Annotated in this window: 18 protein-coding genes; 14 read left to right on the forward strand and 4 right to left on the reverse strand. The window is 34.6% G+C overall.

The window, feature by feature from the left end; all coding sequences use genetic code 11:
* Window positions 1–5 precede the first annotated feature (5 nt).
* The 11 genes from BGO84_RS01495 to BGO84_RS01545 all read left to right on the forward strand — a co-directional run bounded on the left by BGO84_RS01495 (window position 6) and on the right by BGO84_RS01545 (window position 10,218).
* Window positions 6–803 carry a glycosyltransferase gene (locus BGO84_RS01495; protein ID WP_291027023.1) on the forward strand — a complete coding sequence of 266 codons (798 nt, stop codon included), beginning with the start codon at window positions 6–8 and terminating at the stop codon, window positions 801–803.
* 2 nt (window positions 804–805) lie between these two features.
* Complete coding sequence (locus BGO84_RS01500; RefSeq protein WP_291027025.1) at window positions 806–1,711, forward strand: glycosyltransferase family 2 protein; 906 nt, start codon at window positions 806–808, stop codon at window positions 1,709–1,711.
* The gene (locus BGO84_RS01505) at window positions 1,708–2,496 is read left to right on the forward strand and encodes a glycosyltransferase family 2 protein (protein WP_291027027.1); all 789 of its coding nucleotides are present in this window, start codon (window positions 1,708–1,710) and stop codon (window positions 2,494–2,496) included. The genes BGO84_RS01500 and BGO84_RS01505 overlap by 4 nt, the downstream gene beginning before the upstream one ends.
* A 10-nt stretch (window positions 2,497–2,506) precedes the next feature.
* Window positions 2,507–3,352 carry a glycosyltransferase gene (locus BGO84_RS01510; RefSeq protein WP_291027029.1) on the forward strand — a complete coding sequence of 282 codons (846 nt, stop codon included), beginning with the start codon at window positions 2,507–2,509 and terminating at the stop codon, window positions 3,350–3,352.
* A gap of 65 nt (window positions 3,353–3,417) precedes the next feature.
* Window positions 3,418–4,272, forward strand: a complete 855-nt coding sequence (locus BGO84_RS01515) for a glycosyltransferase (protein ID WP_291027031.1) — start codon at window positions 3,418–3,420, stop codon at window positions 4,270–4,272.
* Between the two features lie 6 nt (window positions 4,273–4,278).
* A complete protein-coding gene (locus tag BGO84_RS01520) occupies window positions 4,279–5,400 on the forward strand; it encodes a DegT/DnrJ/EryC1/StrS family aminotransferase (protein WP_291027033.1) in 1,122 nt (373 codons plus the stop codon).
* On the forward strand, window positions 5,397–6,092 hold the full coding sequence (locus tag BGO84_RS01525; protein WP_291027035.1) for a WbqC family protein: 696 nt from the start codon (window positions 5,397–5,399) through the stop codon (window positions 6,090–6,092). Before BGO84_RS01520 ends, BGO84_RS01525 begins: the two co-directional genes overlap by 4 nt.
* 62 nt (window positions 6,093–6,154) lie before the next feature.
* Window positions 6,155–7,108: a hypothetical protein gene (locus tag BGO84_RS01530; protein WP_291027037.1), complete on the forward strand. Its 954-nt coding sequence runs from the start codon at window positions 6,155–6,157 to the stop codon at window positions 7,106–7,108.
* A gap of 50 nt (window positions 7,109–7,158) precedes the next feature.
* Window positions 7,159–8,364 carry a hypothetical protein gene (locus BGO84_RS01535; RefSeq protein WP_291027039.1) on the forward strand — a complete coding sequence of 402 codons (1,206 nt, stop codon included), beginning with the start codon at window positions 7,159–7,161 and terminating at the stop codon, window positions 8,362–8,364.
* Window positions 8,365–8,511: 147 nt separating this feature from the next.
* Entirely contained in the window at window positions 8,512–9,393 is an 882-nt protein-coding gene (locus tag BGO84_RS01540) for a glycosyltransferase (protein WP_291027041.1), read from the forward strand.
* A gap of 3 nt (window positions 9,394–9,396) precedes the next feature.
* Window positions 9,397–10,218, forward strand: a complete 822-nt coding sequence (locus BGO84_RS01545; protein ID WP_291027043.1) for a glycosyltransferase family 2 protein — start codon at window positions 9,397–9,399, stop codon at window positions 10,216–10,218.
* Here the strand turns inward: BGO84_RS01545 and BGO84_RS01550 are convergent.
* Window positions 10,215–11,582: an rRNA cytosine-C5-methyltransferase gene (locus tag BGO84_RS01550; RefSeq protein ID WP_291027153.1), complete on the reverse strand. Its 1,368-nt coding sequence runs from the start codon at window positions 11,580–11,582 to the stop codon at window positions 10,215–10,217. The two genes, BGO84_RS01545 and BGO84_RS01550, sit on opposite strands and share 4 nt — an antisense overlap.
* 379 nt (window positions 11,583–11,961) lie before the next feature.
* Here BGO84_RS01550 and BGO84_RS01555 point away from each other — a divergent pair, with 379 nt between their 5' ends.
* Window positions 11,962–13,209, forward strand: coding sequence for a hypothetical protein (locus BGO84_RS01555; protein ID WP_291027045.1), 1,248 nt, complete (start codon window positions 11,962–11,964; stop codon window positions 13,207–13,209).
* Window positions 13,210–13,215: 6 nt separating this feature from the next.
* Window positions 13,216–13,920: an SAM-dependent methyltransferase gene (locus BGO84_RS01560; RefSeq protein WP_135104351.1), complete on the forward strand. Its 705-nt coding sequence runs from the start codon at window positions 13,216–13,218 to the stop codon at window positions 13,918–13,920.
* Between the two features lie 152 nt (window positions 13,921–14,072).
* Here BGO84_RS01560 and BGO84_RS01565 read toward each other — a convergent pair whose 3' ends face one another.
* Window positions 14,073–15,758 (reverse strand): B12-binding domain-containing radical SAM protein, encoded by a 1,686-nt coding sequence (locus tag BGO84_RS01565; RefSeq protein ID WP_291027047.1) that lies wholly within the window; start codon window positions 15,756–15,758, stop codon window positions 14,073–14,075.
* Window positions 15,759–15,866: 108 nt separating this feature from the next.
* Entirely contained in the window at window positions 15,867–17,567 is a 1,701-nt protein-coding gene (locus BGO84_RS01570) for a SulP family inorganic anion transporter (RefSeq protein ID WP_291027049.1), read from the reverse strand.
* Window positions 17,568–17,807: 240 nt separating this feature from the next.
* Here BGO84_RS01570 and rbr point away from each other — a divergent pair, with 240 nt between their 5' ends.
* Window positions 17,808–18,386 (forward strand): rubrerythrin, encoded by a 579-nt coding sequence (rbr, locus tag BGO84_RS01575; RefSeq protein WP_006843541.1) that lies wholly within the window; start codon window positions 17,808–17,810, stop codon window positions 18,384–18,386.
* A 92-nt stretch (window positions 18,387–18,478) separates the two neighbouring features.
* On the opposite strand, the gene BGO84_RS01580 is transcribed toward rbr, so the two are convergent.
* The gene (locus BGO84_RS01580; RefSeq protein WP_006843542.1) at window positions 18,479–19,339 is read right to left on the reverse strand and encodes an RNA polymerase sigma factor RpoD/SigA; all 861 of its coding nucleotides are present in this window, start codon (window positions 19,337–19,339) and stop codon (window positions 18,479–18,481) included.
* Between the last annotated feature and the right edge of the window lie 172 nt (window positions 19,340–19,511).

Below are 19,511 nucleotides of genomic sequence, written 5' to 3' on the forward strand. Positions count from 1 at the left end.
TATTTATGAAAAGGGTTGTTTTTTTGAGTTTGTTTTCATATTCTTTTTGGAAAGAGTATATCTACAATCGTCGAAAGAATTCTTTGATCTATCTTTTCAATAAGACGGTCCGTCAACAAAAAAATGATCCTCTGATTATTCCTATAATTATAATTAACTATAACCGTCTCGCCGATTTAAAAATCCTTGTAAAATTTTTACAGGAAAGAAGACATAAAAACATTGTTATAGTTGACAATAATTCAACATATCCACCTCTTTTAGAATACTATAAAGAGATCGAAAAGGATATTAAGATAGAATATATGCACAAAAACTATGGTCACATGGTTTTTTGGGAAAATCAAGATTTATATAAGAAATACTCTAAAGGATATCATATTGTAACAGATTCGGATATTATCCCAAACGCAAATCTACCGCTAGAATATTTATATAAAATGATAAGTATACTGGATAATAATAAACATATTACCAAAGTTGGTTTTGCTCTCAAGATTGATGATATTCCTGACTATTACCAACATAAGGCAAAAGTTTTAGAGTGGGAAAAAAAGCATTGGGAGAATCTCGTTGGAGAAAATTTGTATTTGAATGAACTGGATACAACGTTTGCTTTATATCCACCACAATATCAATATAATTTGTTGAATTTTTATTCGGCAATAAGAATAGCCGGAGATTATACAGCACAACATAAGGGATGGTATATTGACGACCAGAATCTAAAAGATGAAGAGATATATTATTTCAAAACGGCAAGCGATTCCAACTCCTGGAAAATAGATATTAAAAACAGCTAAAAATGGTATCAGTTATTCTTCCCAATTATAATCATGCTCCATATCTGAGACAACGTATTGAATCAATACTAAATCAGACATACCAGGACTTTGAGCTGATAATCTTGGATGATTGTTCACCGGACAATAGTAAAGATATAATTGAAGAATATAGAAGTAATTCTCATATATCACATATTATATATAATGAGACTAATTCCGGTTCTACATTTAAACAGTGGAAGAAAGGGATTGAGTTAGCCCAAGGAGAATATATCTGGATTGCTGAAAGTGACGATTATGCAGAGCTTACGTTTCTTGAAAAAACGATGGATTTTATTTCTAAATATAATTCAGTACTCTGCTTTGCTCTTACGACAATCGTTGACAAAGGGAACAATACAGTAACGCAGCAACCCGCTATCCTACCCGATTACTCGATGAATATCAATCAGTTCACTAAGAACTATTTGTTATATAGCAATCCTATTTGTAATGCCAGTATGGTAATTTTCAAGAAAGATGCTATAGCCGCAAATCTGTGGAACAATATTGTAAATTTCAAATACTGTGGTGACTGGTTATTATGGGGCAGCTTTTGCGGTGAGGGAGAAGTTACGGTGTCTGAAGTAAAAGAGTATCTAAATTATTTTAGAACACATTCGGTAAATGTATCAAACAAATCCGAAGACAGAGGACTGGGAATATTAGAGGGTTATAAAGTTTCCGAAATTATAGTAAAAAGGCTACATTTGAAGTTAGATAAAGAATATAGCAAGAATTGGTATTACAAATGGCAATCATATAAATTAAAGTTTTCATACTCGAATTCTGTAAACAAAGCTATTTTATCAATGTTTATAAAGGAACGCCCGATGGTTGCTTTTTACGAACTCAAAAGATTAATATCTAGACTCATAACAAGATGAAAGTATCTATTGTAACAATTAACTATAACAATGCCGCGGGGTTAGAGAAAACAATTAATAGCGTTATCTCTAATGATCTGTATGATATTGAATATATTGTTATTGATGGGAACTCTACCGACGGAAGTGTTGATGTTATAAAAAAATATGAAAGCAAAATAAACTTTTGGATCAGCGAACCTGACTCTGGCATATATAATGCTATGAATAAAGGGATCAGGCAAGCAAAAGGGCAATATATATTGTTCGTAAACAGTGGAGATGTTATAAAAGAGGATTGTGATTTACAATCGATTATATCCCAAATTACAGGGGAAGATATCGTATATTTTGATATGGAAATTGCTGATAGTTTATCAAAGACAAGCTATATAAAACAATATCCCAGCAATCCTGATTTTAAATATTTTGCAGAAGACACGCTGCCACACACAGCTTCTTTTATAAAAAAAGAACTTTTGGTAAAATATGGATATTATTCGGAAGAAAAAAAGATAACTTCAGACTGGGCTTTCTTTATGGATGCTATATGCCTGTTAAGATGTACATACAGACATATTGATGGTTATTTCTCTACTTTCTATATTGATGGAATCAGTTCGAATGCTTCAAACAAGCAATTGCTTATAGATGAGCGCAACGAACATATAGCTCACTCTTATCCTCTCTACAATGCTTTGTACAAAGATTGGATAGAGAAAAGACAAGAGCTATATAAATTAAAAACATCAACAAGTGTAAGGTACTTAAAGAAGCTAGGTTTACTAAAATGGCTTAAACTATAAACTTTATATTATGAACCCTATCATATCCGTTATCATGCCGTGCTATAATCAGGCTAAATATATGCCTGAGGCACTACAATCACTTCTCGATCAGGATTATCCTCATTGGGAATGTATTATGGTTAATGATGGTTCTCCTGACAATACAGAAGAAGTTGCAAAACTATGGATAGAAAAAGACAAGCGGTTCAAATATTTTTGGAAAAAAAACAGCGGGGTTTGTGATACCAGAAACTATGGAGTTGTTCAAGCTATTGGAGAATATATAGTTCCTTTGGATGGAGACGATAAGTTAGGTCCTCATTATTTTAGCGAGGCAATAAAGGCATTTACAAAAGACCCTGAGATAAAACTAATATATAGTGATACAATATTATTTGGCGATGTAAATGAAAAAAAGATAAATCCGGATTTTGTATTTGAAAAAATGCTTACAGAGAACCAAATCTACAATTCAGCCATATTCCGAAAATCGGACTTTCTTGAAGCCGGAGGTTACAATCCGAATATGTTTGACGGTATAGAGGACTGGGATTTTTACCTTTCGTTGATCACACCGAATGATAGGGTTATAAAACTTAATGACTTTCACTATTATTATAGGATAAAAGAAGTTTCACGATCGATGCGTATATTCCGTGAAACAGATAAAAATGATGCAATGCTTTTACAAATGTTTAAGAATCATATACCTTTGTTTCTTGAGTATTTGAATCCTGTTAGAGATCGGATTAAAGCAGAAACATACAATAAAGAACTTTACTGGCATTATCATACCCCAGAATACAAATTGGGTAGAATGATATACAAACCATTCCGTTTTGTACAAAAAGTATTAAGAAAGCTCTTTTCATAACTGTATTTTTACAGAGAAAAGACCATTGGACAATATTCGAATGTAAGAACAGAGTTTTACAAAATATGAAGATAAATATCATACTCATTACATACAATCACAGCAATTATATACGTCCGGCATTGGAGAGTATTTTGATGCAGGAAACATCTCACAATGTTGAGATTATTGTTGCCGACGATTGCTCTACCGACAATACTGTAGAGATTATAAAGGAGTATGAATCGAAAACAAAATTTATTTTCCATTATTTACATAAAGGACAAAATGTAGGATATATACGCAATTACCAACAGGCTTTTGCAACATGTACAGGAGACTATGTTGCCATCATGGAAGGTGACGACTATTGGGTAAAGGCATCCCACCTGGAGAATCATATCAACCATCTGGAGAAGATACCAAACTCCTCTATGAGTTACAACAGGCACATATGTCTGTTTGAAGATCAACATAGAGAAGAAACATTTGACTGGACTCTTGATACAGACTATGAACTGATCACTACCGATCAGTTGGCATTGGGAAACCGCATAGGTAATCTGTCTTGTTGCGTATTCAGAGGAAAATATATACAGCAATTAGACCCAAAACTGTTTGATATGGAAATAGCCGATTGGATGCTAGGGATGTATATGGGACAATTTGCACCCTTGCTATATCTCAAAGACGTAACTTCGGCATATAGGATACATGATAACGGACAATGGTCGCGGATGGACGAAAAAGACCAGTGTGCAAAGGTTATCGAGCTGATAAATAAATACGACAAGTATTTGAACTATAACTATACAGAAACCTTCACAAAACATAAACAGAGACTCGAAATTTTACTTTACGGAGATAAATCTTTCAGAGGCAGAATAAAGAGCTTTACTCCTTTATGGATTAGAAACTTATACAATAAACTTATTAGGTAAAAGATTATGAACAAAAAAATAATGGTTACCCAACCGGCGATTCCACCTTTGGATGAATTTATTCCCTATCTGCAAAAAATATGGGATAATAAATGGTTGACAAACAATGGTCCGTTTCATGAACAGTTCGAAAAAGAACTGGCAGATTATCTTGGCGTTAAGCACATCTCTGTATTCGCCAATGGGACACTGGCATTAATAACAGCATTACAGGCCTTACGTATCACAGGTGAAGTTATCACCACTCCATTCAGCTTTGTTGCAACAACACACTCATTGTGGTGGAACAACATCAAGCCTGTATTTGTAGACATAGATAGTAAGAACTATAATATAGATCCGGAAAAGATAGAAGCGGCCATTACGCCAAAGACAACCGCCATCATGCCGGTGCATGTCTATGGCAATCCGTGCAATGTAGAAGAAATACAACGCATAGCAGACACCTACGGGCTACGTGTAATATATGATGCTGCTCATGCTTTTGCTGTTAAAAAAGATGGACAGTCGGTAATGAATTGGGGTGATTTATCTATTCTCAGTTTCCATGCAACAAAGGTTTACAATACAATAGAAGGAGGTGCGATTGTTTGTCAGGATGAAAAGACGAAACAGCGTATCGATTTATTAAAAAACTTCGGATTCAGGAACGAAACAACTGTTATTGAGCCGGGTATAAATGCGAAGATGAATGAATTGCAAGCAGCTTATGGCTCACTGCAATTGAAACATGTAGATAATTATATCGCTAAACGTCTAGAGCTAGCTAAATTATATGACAACCTGCTAAAAGATGTGAAAGGAATCACTTATATGACTGTCGGCGAAGGAGTAGAGCATACTTACCCTTATTATCCAATACGAGTAAATACAGCTGGGTATGGCATGAATCGTGATGATCTGTATTTCAAGTTGCAGGAGTATGATATATTCGGACGCCGTTATTTCTATCCTCTTATAAGTGATTTCCCGACATATAGAGGACTTCCTTCTGCCAGTGTTAGCAACCTGCCCGTTGCAGCACAAGTGTCTAAAGAAATTGTATGCTTACCGATGTACGCAGATTTGGAGTTTGAAGAAGTAGGAAAAATATGCGAGCTAATTAAAAATAAACCTTGGGAAAAATGATTTTAGGAATAATGCAGCCTTATTTTATGCCATACATTGGCTATTTTCAGCTACTGAATGCCGTAGATAAGTATGTAATATACGATAATGCTAAATATACAAAAAAAGGATGGATCAACCGTAATCGCATCCTACAAAACAACAAGGATACGCTAATCTCAATATCGGTAGAAAAAGATTCCGATTATCTGGATATAAAAGATCGCTCTGTAGCCGATTCTTTCGATAAGAAAAAATTAATAAATCAGATAAGAGAATCATATCGCAAGGCTCCTTATTTTGAGCAGGTGATACCAATTGTGGAAGATATTATCAACTACAAAGAGAAAAATCTTTTCTTATATATTTATAATTCAATCAAAGAGGTTTGTAAATATCTGAATATTCATACTAAAATTATTATTTCATCAACAATTGATATAGATCAAACTCTTGCGGGACAAGATAAGGTAATAGCTATATGTAAGACTCTAGGAGCAAAAGATTATTATAATGCAATTGGCGGACAAGAACTGTACCATCCAAAGGACTTCGAGAAAAAGGGAGTAAGCCTCCGCTTCTTATCATCCAATCTTGTTGCTTATAAACAATTCAATAATGATTTCATCCCTTGGCTATCGATTATAGACGTTATGATGTTCAACAGTTTGGCAGAAACACAAGATATGCTAAATGAGTATAAATTGATTTAACGTTACAAAAAAGCGAAAATCTTATTAATCAAAGGTAATACTTCATAGAAAATATTAAAGACATGAAAGAGATAGGAGGATACTTCGAACTTCAACTTCGCAAAGGAGAACATTATCATAAAGGAGCATTACAGCTAAATACTGCTCGCAACTGTCTTGAATATATACTAAGAGCAAAGAAATATAAAAAGATATATATTCCTTACTTGAATTCTGAAGTTATCTGGGAACCTATAAAGAAACTAGGGATCGAATCTGAATTCTATTCTGTAGATTCCCGCCTCAATCCTATTTTCGATAAAGAATTAAAAGAAGATGAAGTATTTTTTTATTCCGACACTTACGGCATAAAGTGTTGCACCGTTTTGCAGCTTGTCAAAGAATTTGGAAAACAATTGATAGTTGATAATACGCATGCTTTCTTTTCGAAACCTTACGAAAGTATCGACACAATATATTCTCCACGCAAATTTTTTGGACTCCCGGACGGAGCTTATCTATATACAGATACCTTTCTTAGTGAAGAGCTTGAGCTAGACTTCTCTATTCCTCATATGACACATTTGATGAAACGGATCGAATACGGTAATGCCAGTGCTGCCTATCAGGATTATCTTGACTACTGCACAAGCCTCGTTGGTCAACCAATAAAACGTATGTCGAATCTTGCTTCTGCATTACTATCTAACATAGACTACGAAAATCTGAAAGAAAGACAGATAAAAAACTTTAACTATTTACATTATGTCTTGGGGAAAGATAATAAGTTTGAATATGATAACTTTCCCTCAGATACGTGCCCGCTGAGTTATATGTTCTATTCAGAAGATCGTGATTTAAGAAAGAAACTGATTGATAACAAAATATATGTATCTACATATTGGAAGGAAACACTAGGACTTGTAGAGAAAGGCTCTGCCGAATATAAGATAGTCAACTACCTGCTGCCTCTACCTTGCGATCATCGATATGATGAAGAGGATATGGAAAGAATAATAAATGTGATAAATAGCTGATTTGTGATACAAATAAATATTAACAACATAAAACAGCATATCCTATAATTATGACCCGTTGTTTATCTTTGATTATTTTCAGTTCATTATTCTGGAATCTTAATGCTCAAAATATTAAGAAGATATGTGACGATACCTTGTATTTAAAAACGAATGAAAAAATTTATAAAAAACTTGATTTACCCGATCTCCTCAGCTCCAAACATGATTTTTATTTTAGATTCAAAAATTATGGTCAGATTATTGACATATGGATGGATCAAGGGCTTATGGGAGGGACATTGACTAATTATAGATTTAAAACGAAAAAAAATTCCAATAAAGACAGTGATACTATATATTTAAAGCAAGAGATAAACCAAACTAAAATAGCTAAGATATACAATATTATAAACGATTCAAAAATCTTAGAATTAAAAACAGATAGAGAGATTGAGGGATGGGAACAAGGTTCTGATGGCATAACTTATTGTATAGAATATACAAATAAGGATGAATATCACTTTAAGAAGTATTGGAATCCTGAAACTAATAGATCATTAAAAGAAGCTATCATAGTTAGTGATTTCATAAATAAGATATCTGGAATTTTAGAATTAGAAGAAAGTAAAAGAAAGTTTGAATCTAAATTTTCAGCGACAGGATGTTATAAGACAGAAGGAATGTTGGTTATGTGCTACTTATACGACTTATATTCTTTTGGATACTCAGGTTCTACAAGATTACCGTTAGGCTATGAAGCAAAAATCTATTTTGGAGGGATAAGCAACATAAAGACAAATCTAGGGTTATCTTTGACTCATCAGTTCGATAGCAAAGGATCATATGATATTAGCACAATTATAGGCTATAATAATCTATTTATAAAAAGTAAGAAAAGCTCAAATGATTATTTATCATACGGATACAGAATACGAAAACTAAAATATATAGATAACAAAATAAAATGGCAAAATCACTCTCTTCTTTATCGTTATAATATAAAAGATATAAGCTTGGGATTAGGTGCTAATTACCTAATAGGACGAAAAAAGAAAGTTGGAGGGACTATTTATGCCGACAAATCATTCTCTCAAGCTCAAATAACCATTGCTTCTGAATATTTTATATATAACAAACAGTTTGACTATAAGATATCATTATCAAAAAGATTTCGATTATACGCAGAAAATATCCATAACTTTTCAATAGGTTTGTATTATGAAAGTTTCTTAGACAAAGACAATATAGGTTGGAAGCTAAATATTTATCTATAATTAATTCTCTATTAATTAGATCATATATTCTTACACAAAAATTATCTTTATAAAATGTTTTTATTGGGGAAAGCTAAAATAACAATCAAAAAGAATAATAAACCTGTTACTTTTGTCACCTTTTAAGAGTTTGAACACCATTATTCAATGATTAACAAAGAGCACAACATAATCGTATCTGTCTCCATGATTACTTATAATCATGAAAAGTTTATAGCGGAAGCTATAGAAGGAGTTGTAATGCAGAAAACCGACTTTCCATTCGAATTGGTAATCGGTGAGGATTGCAGTACAGACAACACCCGTGCTATTTGTATAGAATATCAGAAGAAGTATCCCGACATTATACGATTAAGATTACCTGAAACCAATCAGGGAATGATGCTCAACTGGATAAATAATATTAATAGCGGGCGTGGAAAATATATAGCGCTGTGTGATGGCGATGATTTTTGGACTGACCCTTATAAACTTCAGAAGCAAGTTGATTTTATGGAGGCTAATCCCGACTTTGCTATGTGCTCTCATAAGGTACATACTCTGATGTGCGGACATTTGGATGAAAATATAGAGATGGAACGGGATGTATTGACTACAACAGACATTATTCAAAAAGATTGGGGGTTACTTACTACCTCTATCATTTTTCGTAAAGATGCACATAAAACACCGGACTGGTACTATACTGTAAAAAATGGAGATTACGCTCTTCAACTGATTGTGTCACTATCGGGTAAGATAAAATTTCTCCCTGATTATATGGCGGTCTATAGGCAACATCTCGGAGGAATGTCTTCTACTCTAAAACCTCTAAATCAAACAGCCTGGATGGTTTATTTATTGCATGAGTTTAATACATATACAAACGGTAGCTATAAGAGAACAATCATTGAGCGGATAAAGAGAATGTATAAAATACAGATATATTACGCAAAAGGTTATAGCCTGCGTAAAGCGGCAACAGTCTTATCACTTTATCAGAAGCTGGTATTCTTAAATCCTTTCTTAATAAAATCGAGGCGAAAGTAAATCATGAAACTATCAATTATAACTGTCAATTTAAATGATAAAACCGGTCTTGAAAAAACCGTAAAGAGTGTTATTTCACAGTCTTTCTTCGACTATGAATTTATCATTATTGACGGTCAGTCTAGAGATGGCAGTATCGATGTAATAGATCAATATAAAAGCAAGATCGGCTACTGGGTAAGTGAAAAAGATACTGGTATTTACAATGCTATGAATAAGGGTATCCGACAGGCTAAAGGCGAATATCTATATTTTCTCAATTCTGGCGATGTATTATACAATGAGAATGTCCTTCATGATATATTCAATGATGATCCCCACGAACCTTTTATCTGCGGAAATTTTTATATGGAAGTTGGAGGAAAGTTAGAGGCAGATACATCGTACAAAGATCGTGATTGGTGTTTTGCTATCTATGACTTGTTTGCCGGCTTCTTATGTCATCAGGCCTTCTTTATACACAGATCGAATTTCGAAAAATACGGACTATACTGTGAAGACCTTAAAGTTATGTCCGACTGGAAGTTATTCTTCCAAGGAATTGCACTCGACCATTTACCTGTGAGATATGTAGATACTTTTATTTCCATTTATAATATGGAAGGCTTTAGCACAAAAATTGGCGGAGAAATTATATACAAAGAGAAGCTACTAGTATGCAACGAACTTCTTAGTCCCTCACTGACAGAAAAACTCAAAAGATTATATTATCTCGATCAGAATGGATTTGTTACTGACATAATTAAATCTAAAACATGGATATATAACGGATTCCGTGTATTTGCTAAAATTGGTCGTACCCTAGGTTTTATAAAAACTGATTAGATAACATTCACCTCAGCCTCAGGAATATTCGCTGAACGTATTCGCCATTCTTGTGGATAAAGGTTATTAGCACGATTACCTATATTCTTTACAAACCCCAATGGTTTGTTCTTGTAGGTAATTAAAATATAGCCTTTTGGCTGATCTTGTAATAATAGTGTCTCTTTGCGTAGATAAGCTATAGCGGTTTTCCAGTCCACATCATAAGTAGTGAAATTCGCAACATTGAAACATGTGCTTAATGCTAGAGACTGATCCGGGATAAAATCCTTGCCTTTAACCTCTCCCAAGCAAATTCCTTCTGAAATAACATTCAGATACGACTTTATCAGAGTAAGGTCATTATACAGAAGTGAAGGAAAAGCAAACCATCTATCCTTTTGAGAATAGAATGTAAATAATTCATTATCTTTCACATAGTCTTTACAATCAAATGGAATAATACTTTTTGATGTTTTATCTTTATCCTTCCTCCTCTTTAAAGAACCTTCCTCAGAAGTCTTTCTAAGTAAAGCACAGAAGAATCCTTCGCCTTTAGTCTTATGAGGAAAGAATCGGTAAGCAGGAAAACCATCTCTTAAAGAGGGGCTTACCTCCCACTCTTCTTTAACTTCGATTGGTAAAACCTCTGCTCCCAGCTCTTCACAAATCCATTGTACATTGTCTTCGTTTTCATCTACATTGTATGTACATGTACTGTATAATAACAAGCCGTCAGTTTTGAGAGCAGGCCATATATCAGCCAAAATACGTTGCTGCCGCTCTTTGCAGAGCTTGACATTGTCTATCGACCATTCCGATGTTGCACCCTCATCTTTTCGGAACATACCCTCCCCTGAGCACGGAGCATCCACTAATATAAAATCAAAGAAGCCTTCCAATTTTCCGATGTGTTGCGGATCGTTGTTAGTCACTACCGTATTAGGATTACCCCACTTTGTTATATTCTCAGCCAATATATTCGCTCTGGTGCGGATTACCTCATTAGATACTAAAAGACTACCCTCTCCCATTATATCAGCTATCAGAGTCGATTTACCGCCGGGAGCAGCGCAAAGATCAAGGATACGCACATTATCCCCTGCAACATACTGGTTGAGAGCTTGTTCTATAAACATTGAAGAGGCCTCTTGTACATAGTAACATCCGGCATGAAACAGCGGATCGAAAGTAAATGAAGGTCTTTGAGGCAAATAATATCCTGATTGAGACCACAGAACTCTATCGAGTAACGGTTTCTCGGTCTTATGATTATTTATTCTAATGCTCGTAGGAGATTGACTGTTTAGTGCTTGTACAAAAGCATCCCATTCTTCCCCTAGAAGAGCTTTTGTACGGGTAATAAAGTCAGAAGATAAATCCATTATCATATATTTACTACAAAGTTATATTAATTTGCAAAACTATTATAAATACAATTATTTATTCTTTTGAATAATATTCTTTACTTTTACTTTCGATTCAAAGTAATAATTTAAATTAATGATAAGAAAAGAAATAATTTCAGAGAAAAAAACACTAATTATACTTTTCGTTTACTCCTTTCTTTTACTGTTTTTTTGTTCTAAAATGTCACCGTTATACCCTTTTAATGAATGGGATGATATAAATCTATATTTTACAATTGGAAAAGGAATTTTTAATGGAAAAATTATTTACTCTGAATTATTTGATCATAAGGGACCACTAATATTTTTCATTTATGGAATAGCGTATCTTATTTCTAACACAACCTTCTTTGGAATGTATATCATTGAAGCGCTGATGTGGGCTTTTATGATATGTGCCGGATATTTTACAGCCAAGCTATATATAGAAGATAAAATATATGCATTCATCGTAGCTCTTATCTATCCTTTATTCACCTTGCCACATATATTGGAAGGAGGTTCGGCAGAAGAAATGATACTTGTATTTGCAACGATTAGTCTCTTCTTCTTTTTATCACATTTTAAAGACAATAGCAAAACACATAAACCTCTAATCATGCTTATTCATGGTATTATGTGTGCTGCAACCATACTGATAAAAATCAATTTAGTTGTTTTTTGGTTCTTTCCATTGGCAGCTATATTTATTAATCTTATCATAGGAAAAAATTATAAAAACTTATTTCAGAATATTCTTGCCTATATTGTAGGACTACTAATATTATTCTTGCCCATAATCTTTTATTTTTTATACAATAATGCTCTTTCTGATGCTTGGAATACATATATTGTATTGAATAGCAAATATGCCAGATTTAATGCGAATGAGATGATAGAATTAGTTATTGTACGCTTTTATCAACGTATAAGATTTGAACCACTCACTTATTTCTTTATCTATACAGGCTCTTTTTACTTTCCTATAAAATATATTCGTAATACACTATACAAAGCCTCGATCATATTGTCTTTCTTTGCTGTACATATTATGATATCTATGACATTTCTCTTTATGTACTATTATACTATTCCGTATTACATTTTCAGCCTGTTAGGGGGGATTGCAATAGTAGATATCATTCGAAAATTCGTAAAACTACAACCCAAATGGTATTTTTATATCCTCTTCTTTGTATTAGCTATTGGAATAGGAATAAGAGAAAAGAACTTTTTTTCATTATCCAAAGCGGAACTATTAAGAAAAGAAGAACCTGACAATCCGACCTTTGTTTTTAGTAACATTGTAATGAAAGAAAGCAACCCCACACTGCTCAATCTTGGTTTAGACCTCGGTAGTGGCGTATTTACAAAAGCGAATATTGTACCGAATGTCAAATACTTTATTTCACCAAATCTACCTCATTCTATCTATCCCGAAATGAGGGATGAGCAGACGAAGTACATAGAAAATAAAGAAGTCCAATTCATCATATTATCCCAATTCTCTCTCAACTTCGACTATTTCTTTAACTTACCGGCTTTGAATGAGAATTATAAGATAGTAGACACATATATTGAAGATAAATTCAAAACCTATTATTTATATAAACTAAAAGACTAAAATGCTATGCAAGCATCGTTATATCTCATACCCGTAACACTAGGAGAAACTTCTATCGAACAGGTATTGCCTACATACAACAAAGAGATCATCTTACAAATAAAATACTTTATTGTGGAGAATATCCGCTCTGCCCGTCGTTTCTTGAAAAAAGTAGAGAGCAACATCAATATAGATGAACTTACCTTCTACGAGCTGAATAAGCATACCAAGCCCGAGGACATCGAGAATTACCTCAACCCTATGATAAACGGATTTCATGTGGGTATTATATCCGAAGCAGGCTGTCCGGCTATAGCCGACCCAGGAAGCGACATCGTAGCGATTGCCCAGAAGAAGAATTATAAAGTAGTCCCGTTAGTAGGACCATCGTCTATTCTTCTTTCGCTTATGGCATCCGGATTTAACGGACAAGGATTTGCATTTCACGGTTATTTGCCTATCGATGGAGCAGAACGTATCAGGAAGATCAAACAGCTTGAAAATCTAATACATCACGAGCACCAGACACAGATATTTATAGAAACTCCTTACCGTAATCAGAAGCTGGTTGAAGATATTATCAAGCATTGTACGCCTTCCACTAAACTGTGCATTGCAATGAACATTACTTGTGAAAATGAGTATATCAGAACTCTCTCAGTAAAACAATGGGCAAAGCAATTACCCGATATGGCAAAACAACTATGTATCTTCCTTTTATATAAATAAGGCAACACCTGTCACTTTTTCATAAAGCTGACAAACAACAAATTACGAACAAAAGGTGACAAAAGTGACACTTTTATATAGTTTTTTTAATGTCACTTTTCTTACTGAAAAGATAATCATGTCAAAGAACAATATCTATCAATAAGATAATATTATTCTTTAAAAGTATAGGAGAGAAACAAATGCTCTACACTATTATCCTTCTCAAGAAAAACAGTCAATAAATATTCATTGTCACTATTTTCTACAATATCAATAGCGGCTTGCTTTTCTATGATTTTTCTATTCAATCCGTATTTTTGTAAAAATGGTTTGTCATTCCCTATTTGATACAGCAGCTGCTTTCTTTCTCTTTTTTCTATTTTATCGTCCCAAAATCCGTGCGGACGTATCTTAAAGTTACAGTAATAGTCTGTTCTTAACTCTGTAAACAAATCAATGCCTCGGGATAATAAGAAGTTGTGCAAAAACAAAAATATATCTTCTAACCGATAACCATGATGCGGAAGGTTGTGCAAATTATAATACTGCCCTATTTCATCAAATAGCTCGAAATATCGATCTTTATAATACGTATCGGTCAATACCTGCATGGTACGGCTAAACTTCCCGCTATTCCAATATTTCTCAAGGGCATGCTCAGCATCATGTATACGTTCCAGCTCTTCGTGGGTAATATCATTATTCGACTCAATTTCGTATGGAGCGATAATGCTGTATTTGTATCCATATTTATGGGCGTTACGTCTAAGAGATGTACCTCTCAGCATCTTTAGAAAGCCAAGCTGCAATTCTTTCGCCTTCAAACGAAATACATCATTAAACGACTTTACAAATCGCTCATAAGTCTCGTAAGGCAATCCGGCGATAAGGTCTAAATGCAAATCTATTCTACCGCCATCCATCAGCTTTTGTATATTGCCTGCCAGCAATTCAAAATTCTGCTTACGTTTTACTGCAATATTAGTAGGTTCGTAAGTAGATTGAATACCAATCTCAAATCTGAAATAGTTTTCCGGTAAGTTTTTATTGAGGTAATTTATTGATTCGTCAGTCAGCAAGTCCGCATATATTTCAAACTGGCAGCTTAAACCCGGGCGGTAATGATCGATCAAAAAATCAAATACAAATCGTGTATGTTCCTTATTCAGATTAAAGGTACGATCAAGAAACTTGATTTGTTTGGCGTTACTCCGGATAAAATAAAACAGATTATCTACAATATGATGCTTTGGGAAATAACGGACTCCTTTTTCGAGTGAAGACAAGCAGTATTGACATTGATAAGGGCAACCTCGAGATGTTTCGAAATACAGTAATCTGTTTTTCATATTTTCCTTATCTTCTTCCAGTTGGTATGGAGAGGGTAAAGATGCTAGTTTCTCCAAATCAGCTTTAGCAACAATCTTACTTACCGATCCTCTTTTCGACACACCATCTATAATAGGCTCACTTTTAGTGCTTATAGCCGTAAGTAATTCACCTAGTACAAATTCACCTTCTCCGCTAATCAGATAATCGACATCCCAATTTTTCACAAAATAATCAGGCTCATAAGTAACCTCCGGACCTCCTACGATTACAATGGTTTGTGGACTTTTTTCTTTGATCAAATCAATCAAAAGTTTCACCTTTTCCACATTCCAGATATATACGCTGAGACCAATGACATCAGGGTTCTGTAATAAAAGATCGTCTACAATTGTAGTTACCTCTTCTTTTATTACATATTCCTTAAACGAGATATCGAATTTATCTTTGTTGGCTACATACAACCATCGTAGAGCTAGCGAAGTATGTATATATTTAGCATTGAGCGTGGTCAGTAATACTTTCATTATGTAAAGATACTATGATTAACTCATAATACATTTATACATCGTGCGTAACTTAATCAATTAAACAATATACCTTACCCTCTGATAATACGTTGAGCTTTGGATGCTCTAATCTTCATTTTCGAGTATCTCTTTTGCTCTCGCAATAGCCAGGTTTATGTTATCGCAAATATTAATCTCTCCTATCATATTCGGAATTTCCGACTTTTCTATCATAGCATGCACTTCCGGCCTTACTCCAGACAATACAACTTGTATTCCGTCTTTCATCGATTTTCTGCACAAACTGGTCAGGTTATGTAATCCTGTAGAATCTATAAATGGAACTAAACGCATCCGAATAATTCTTATTTTGGAGCTTTCGCCAATCTCGCGCATACTCTCATCAAACTTATTGGCTATACCAAAGAAAAACGGCCCATCTATTTCATATACTTCAACGCCCTCGGGCAATGATAAGATCTCCTCATTTTGAGTAAACTCACTTTCATCGGTCAAGTCTAGTTGATCTTTTATAACAGACACTTGCGTAACCTCATTTATTCGCTTCAAGAATAAGACAACAGCTAATAGTAGTCCAACTTCTATCGCTACTGTAAGGTCAAATATTACCGTCAGGAAGAATGTTATCAATAATACGGCAATATCGGATTTCTGATTTTTCAAAAGAGATTTAAATGTACGCCACTCACTCATATTGTATGATACAATAACAAGTATTCCAGCAAGACAAGCCATAGGAATGTATTGAGCCAACGGCATAAACAAAAGCAAAATAAGCAGCAACACGACTGCATGTACGATCCCGGCAATAGGAGTGCGTCCTCCGTTGTTAATATTGGTCATAGTACGGGCAATAGCTCCTGTTGCAGGTATACCGCCAAACAAAGGTGTTACAATATTTGCCATCCCCTGTGCTATAAGTTCAGTATTAGAATTATGCTTCTCCCCTCCGATCACACCATCTGCAACCGTTGCCGACAAAAGGGATTCTATCGCACCAAGCATTGCTATAGTGATGGCAACTGGTAACAAATCTATAATTGCAGCCATATTAATGACCGGAATTTCTGCATCGGGAATCTCAGCCTTGATTCTGAAGCGATCCCCAATAGTATCTATCACTTCTATGCCGGCATACGTTTTTAATAGATATACAACTACTGTTATTATCAAAATTGCGACGAGTGACCCCGGTATCTTTTTCACAATGCGGGGAGTGATCACAATTATAAAAATACTGGCTATACTGATAAGTGTATTCCACCAGTTGATCGTTCCAAAATATTTAAAATACATTATCCATTTTCCGATAAAATCTCCGGGTAGTTTTTCACCGCCAAAGTTCAATCCAAAAACATCTGCTATCTGGGTTGTAAATATAGTAACGGCGATACCACTTGTAAAACCTACAATAATAGGATATGGTATGAATTTTATAATCTTCCCGAGCTTAAACACTCCTAAAAGAACGAGTATAACCCCCGAGATAATAGTTGCAATAATAAGCCCCTTGATACCATGGGTTTGAACAACTCCATATACAATAACGATAAAAGCTCCTGTAGGACCTCCAATCTGTACCCGGCTTCCTCCCATGAACGATATAATAAATCCGGCAATAATGGCCGTTATAATACCCTTTTCGGGAGTAACACCCGATGCTATACCAAAAGCTAAAGCAAGAGGCAGGGCAACAATCCCGACTATAAGGCCTGACATCAGGTCGTTTATAAATTTTTCTTTACTATATGTTTTTAAGGAAATAAATAACTGAGGGGTAAAGTCTTTTAGGAAATCTTTTTTCATAACAAACGAGGAATGGATTAATGTGATTTATTATTTGCTATAAAATACATAAAAAATCTAATATTCTGAAATTACAATATTTAGAAGCACTTATACTCGCTTCTTCCAATTACGTAATAACAAGTCCTGAAGTTCAATTTTCAGGGCACAAAGGTATAAAATCATTTGAATTCTTTCTTCGAAAAGGATTTTAAATATTAAATTTGTAAAAATCATTTTTTTTAAACTATCATCAAGGTTATGGAAAAAAGTATTAAAGGCACAGAAACAGAAAAATGCCTACTCAAATCTTTTGCCGGAGAATCACAGGCAAGAATGCGTTACACAATGTTTGCAAGCACTGCGAAGAAAGAAGGATATGAGCAAATAGCAGCAATATTCCTTGAAACAGCAGATCAGGAAAAAGAACATGCAAAACGTATGTTTAAATTTCTAGAAGGCGGTATGGTTGAAATAACAGCCATGTATCCTGCCGGAAAAGTTGGTACTACCGAAGAAAATTTAATTGAAGCAGCAGCCGGAGAACATGAAGAATGGGCTATTGATTACCCTGCATTTGCTGAAATAGCAGAGAAAGAGGGATTCAAAGAAATTGCAGTAATGTACCGAATGATAGCCAAAGTAGAAAACATGCACGAAGACCGTTACAAAGCTTTATTGGCTCGTGTACAAAGCAATGGCGTTTTCTCTCGCGAAGAAGCTATCGACTGGCAATGCCGCAACTGTGGATTTGTAATCAAAAGCAAGGTGGCACCCAAGACATGTCCTGCTTGCCTTCACCCACAGGCTTATTTCGAGCCACTTAAATGGAATTTCTAAAAAAGAAATTCTAATTTGATTTGACAAAAAAGAAAAAAGGGAATTAGTAAAACTAATTCCCTTTATAATTTTTAATACCCGACTATTTATTTTTAGCCCAGGTAACTTTTCAATAATTTGCTTCTCGAATTTTGTCTTAAACGCTTAATTGCTTTCTCCTTAATTTGACGTACACGCTCACGTGTCAATTGAAACTTATCACCAATTTCTTCAAGGGTCATTTCTTGATACCCAATACCGAAGAACATTTTGATAATCTCACTTTCTCTTTCTGTCAATGTTGATAATGCACGTTCGATCTCCTGCTGGAGCGATTCGTTTATCAACTTACGGTCTGCAATTGGGGCGTCATCATTTACAAGTACATCTAACAGACTGTTGTCCTCTCCTTCAACAAAAGGAGCATCCATCGAAATGTGTCGTCCTGAGACTTTCAGCGAATCGGCGATTTTATCAACCGGTATATCTAATTGCTCTGCTAGCTCTTCTGCCGATGGCTTGCGTTCGTTTTCCTGCTCAAACTTAGAGAATGCCTTGCTGATCTTATTCAGCGAGCCTACCTGATTGAGCGGAAGGCGTACGATACGCGATTGTTCCGCTAAAGCTTGCAATATAGATTGGCGAATCCACCATACCGCATAACTGATAAATTTAAACCCTCTGGTTTCGTCGAATTTTTCCGCAGCTTTGATTAGTCCCAAATTTCCCTCATTAATTAGGTCGGGCAAACTTAATCCTTGATTTTGGTATTGTTTTGCAACAGATACCACGAATCTAAGATTGGCTCTAGTAAGTTTTTCGAGTGCTGCACGGTCACCTTTTTTAATAGCCTGTGCTAACTCTACTTCCTCCTCAACCGTAATTAGATCTTCACGACCAATTTCTTGTAAATACTTGTCTAATGACGCGCTCTCGCGATTAGTAATTGACTTTGTAATCTTTAACTGCCTCATATACAGATATGTATAATAAAATACCCCAAAAATGTTTGCAAATATAGTAAAAAAATACTAGATAGCCACCATCAACAGTCTGGTTTTATTGTTGAATGACTTAAATAATACTTATTAAACAGAATAATTATTTTGTACTTTATAAAGTTTATACATATAAATAACGCTTAAG

It is taken from the genome of Dysgonomonas sp. 37-18 (assembly GCF_001899125.1).
Taxonomy (GTDB): Bacteria; Bacteroidota; Bacteroidia; order Bacteroidales; family Dysgonomonadaceae; genus Dysgonomonas.

Excerpts from the sequence above, each read along its gene's own strand:
- BGO84_RS01500 (WP_291027025.1), top strand. The coding sequence starts at position 806 with ATGGTATCAGTTATTCTTCCCAATTATAATCATGCTCCATATCTGAGA.
- BGO84_RS01515 (WP_291027031.1), top strand. The coding sequence starts at position 3,418 with ATGAAGATAAATATCATACTCATTACATACAATCACAGCAATTATATA.
- BGO84_RS01560 (WP_135104351.1), top strand. The coding sequence starts at position 13,216 with ATGCAAGCATCGTTATATCTCATACCCGTAACACTAGGAGAAACTTCT.
- rbr (WP_006843541.1), top strand. The coding sequence starts at position 17,808 with ATGGAAAAAAGTATTAAAGGCACAGAAACAGAAAAATGCCTACTCAAA.
- BGO84_RS01565 (WP_291027047.1), bottom strand. The coding sequence starts at position 15,758 with ATGAAAGTATTACTGACCACGCTCAATGCTAAATATATACATACTTCG.
- BGO84_RS01535 (WP_291027039.1), top strand. The coding sequence starts at position 7,159 with ATGACCCGTTGTTTATCTTTGATTATTTTCAGTTCATTATTCTGGAAT.
- BGO84_RS01520 (WP_291027033.1), top strand. The coding sequence starts at position 4,279 with ATGAACAAAAAAATAATGGTTACCCAACCGGCGATTCCACCTTTGGAT.
- BGO84_RS01540 (WP_291027041.1), top strand. The coding sequence starts at position 8,512 with ATGATTAACAAAGAGCACAACATAATCGTATCTGTCTCCATGATTACT.
- BGO84_RS01525 (WP_291027035.1), top strand. The coding sequence starts at position 5,397 with ATGATTTTAGGAATAATGCAGCCTTATTTTATGCCATACATTGGCTAT.
- BGO84_RS01505 (WP_291027027.1), top strand. The coding sequence starts at position 1,708 with ATGAAAGTATCTATTGTAACAATTAACTATAACAATGCCGCGGGGTTA.
- BGO84_RS01510 (WP_291027029.1), top strand. The coding sequence starts at position 2,507 with ATGAACCCTATCATATCCGTTATCATGCCGTGCTATAATCAGGCTAAA.
- BGO84_RS01555 (WP_291027045.1), top strand. The coding sequence starts at position 11,962 with ATGTATATCATTGAAGCGCTGATGTGGGCTTTTATGATATGTGCCGGA.
- BGO84_RS01530 (WP_291027037.1), top strand. The coding sequence starts at position 6,155 with ATGAAAGAGATAGGAGGATACTTCGAACTTCAACTTCGCAAAGGAGAA.
- BGO84_RS01580 (WP_006843542.1), bottom strand. The coding sequence starts at position 19,339 with ATGAGGCAGTTAAAGATTACAAAGTCAATTACTAATCGCGAGAGCGCG.
- BGO84_RS01570 (WP_291027049.1), bottom strand. The coding sequence starts at position 17,567 with ATGAAAAAAGATTTCCTAAAAGACTTTACCCCTCAGTTATTTATTTCC.
- BGO84_RS01550 (WP_291027153.1), bottom strand. The coding sequence starts at position 11,582 with ATGGATTTATCTTCTGACTTTATTACCCGTACAAAAGCTCTTCTAGGG.
- BGO84_RS01545 (WP_291027043.1), top strand. The coding sequence starts at position 9,397 with ATGAAACTATCAATTATAACTGTCAATTTAAATGATAAAACCGGTCTT.
- BGO84_RS01495 (WP_291027023.1), top strand. The coding sequence starts at position 6 with ATGAAAAGGGTTGTTTTTTTGAGTTTGTTTTCATATTCTTTTTGGAAA.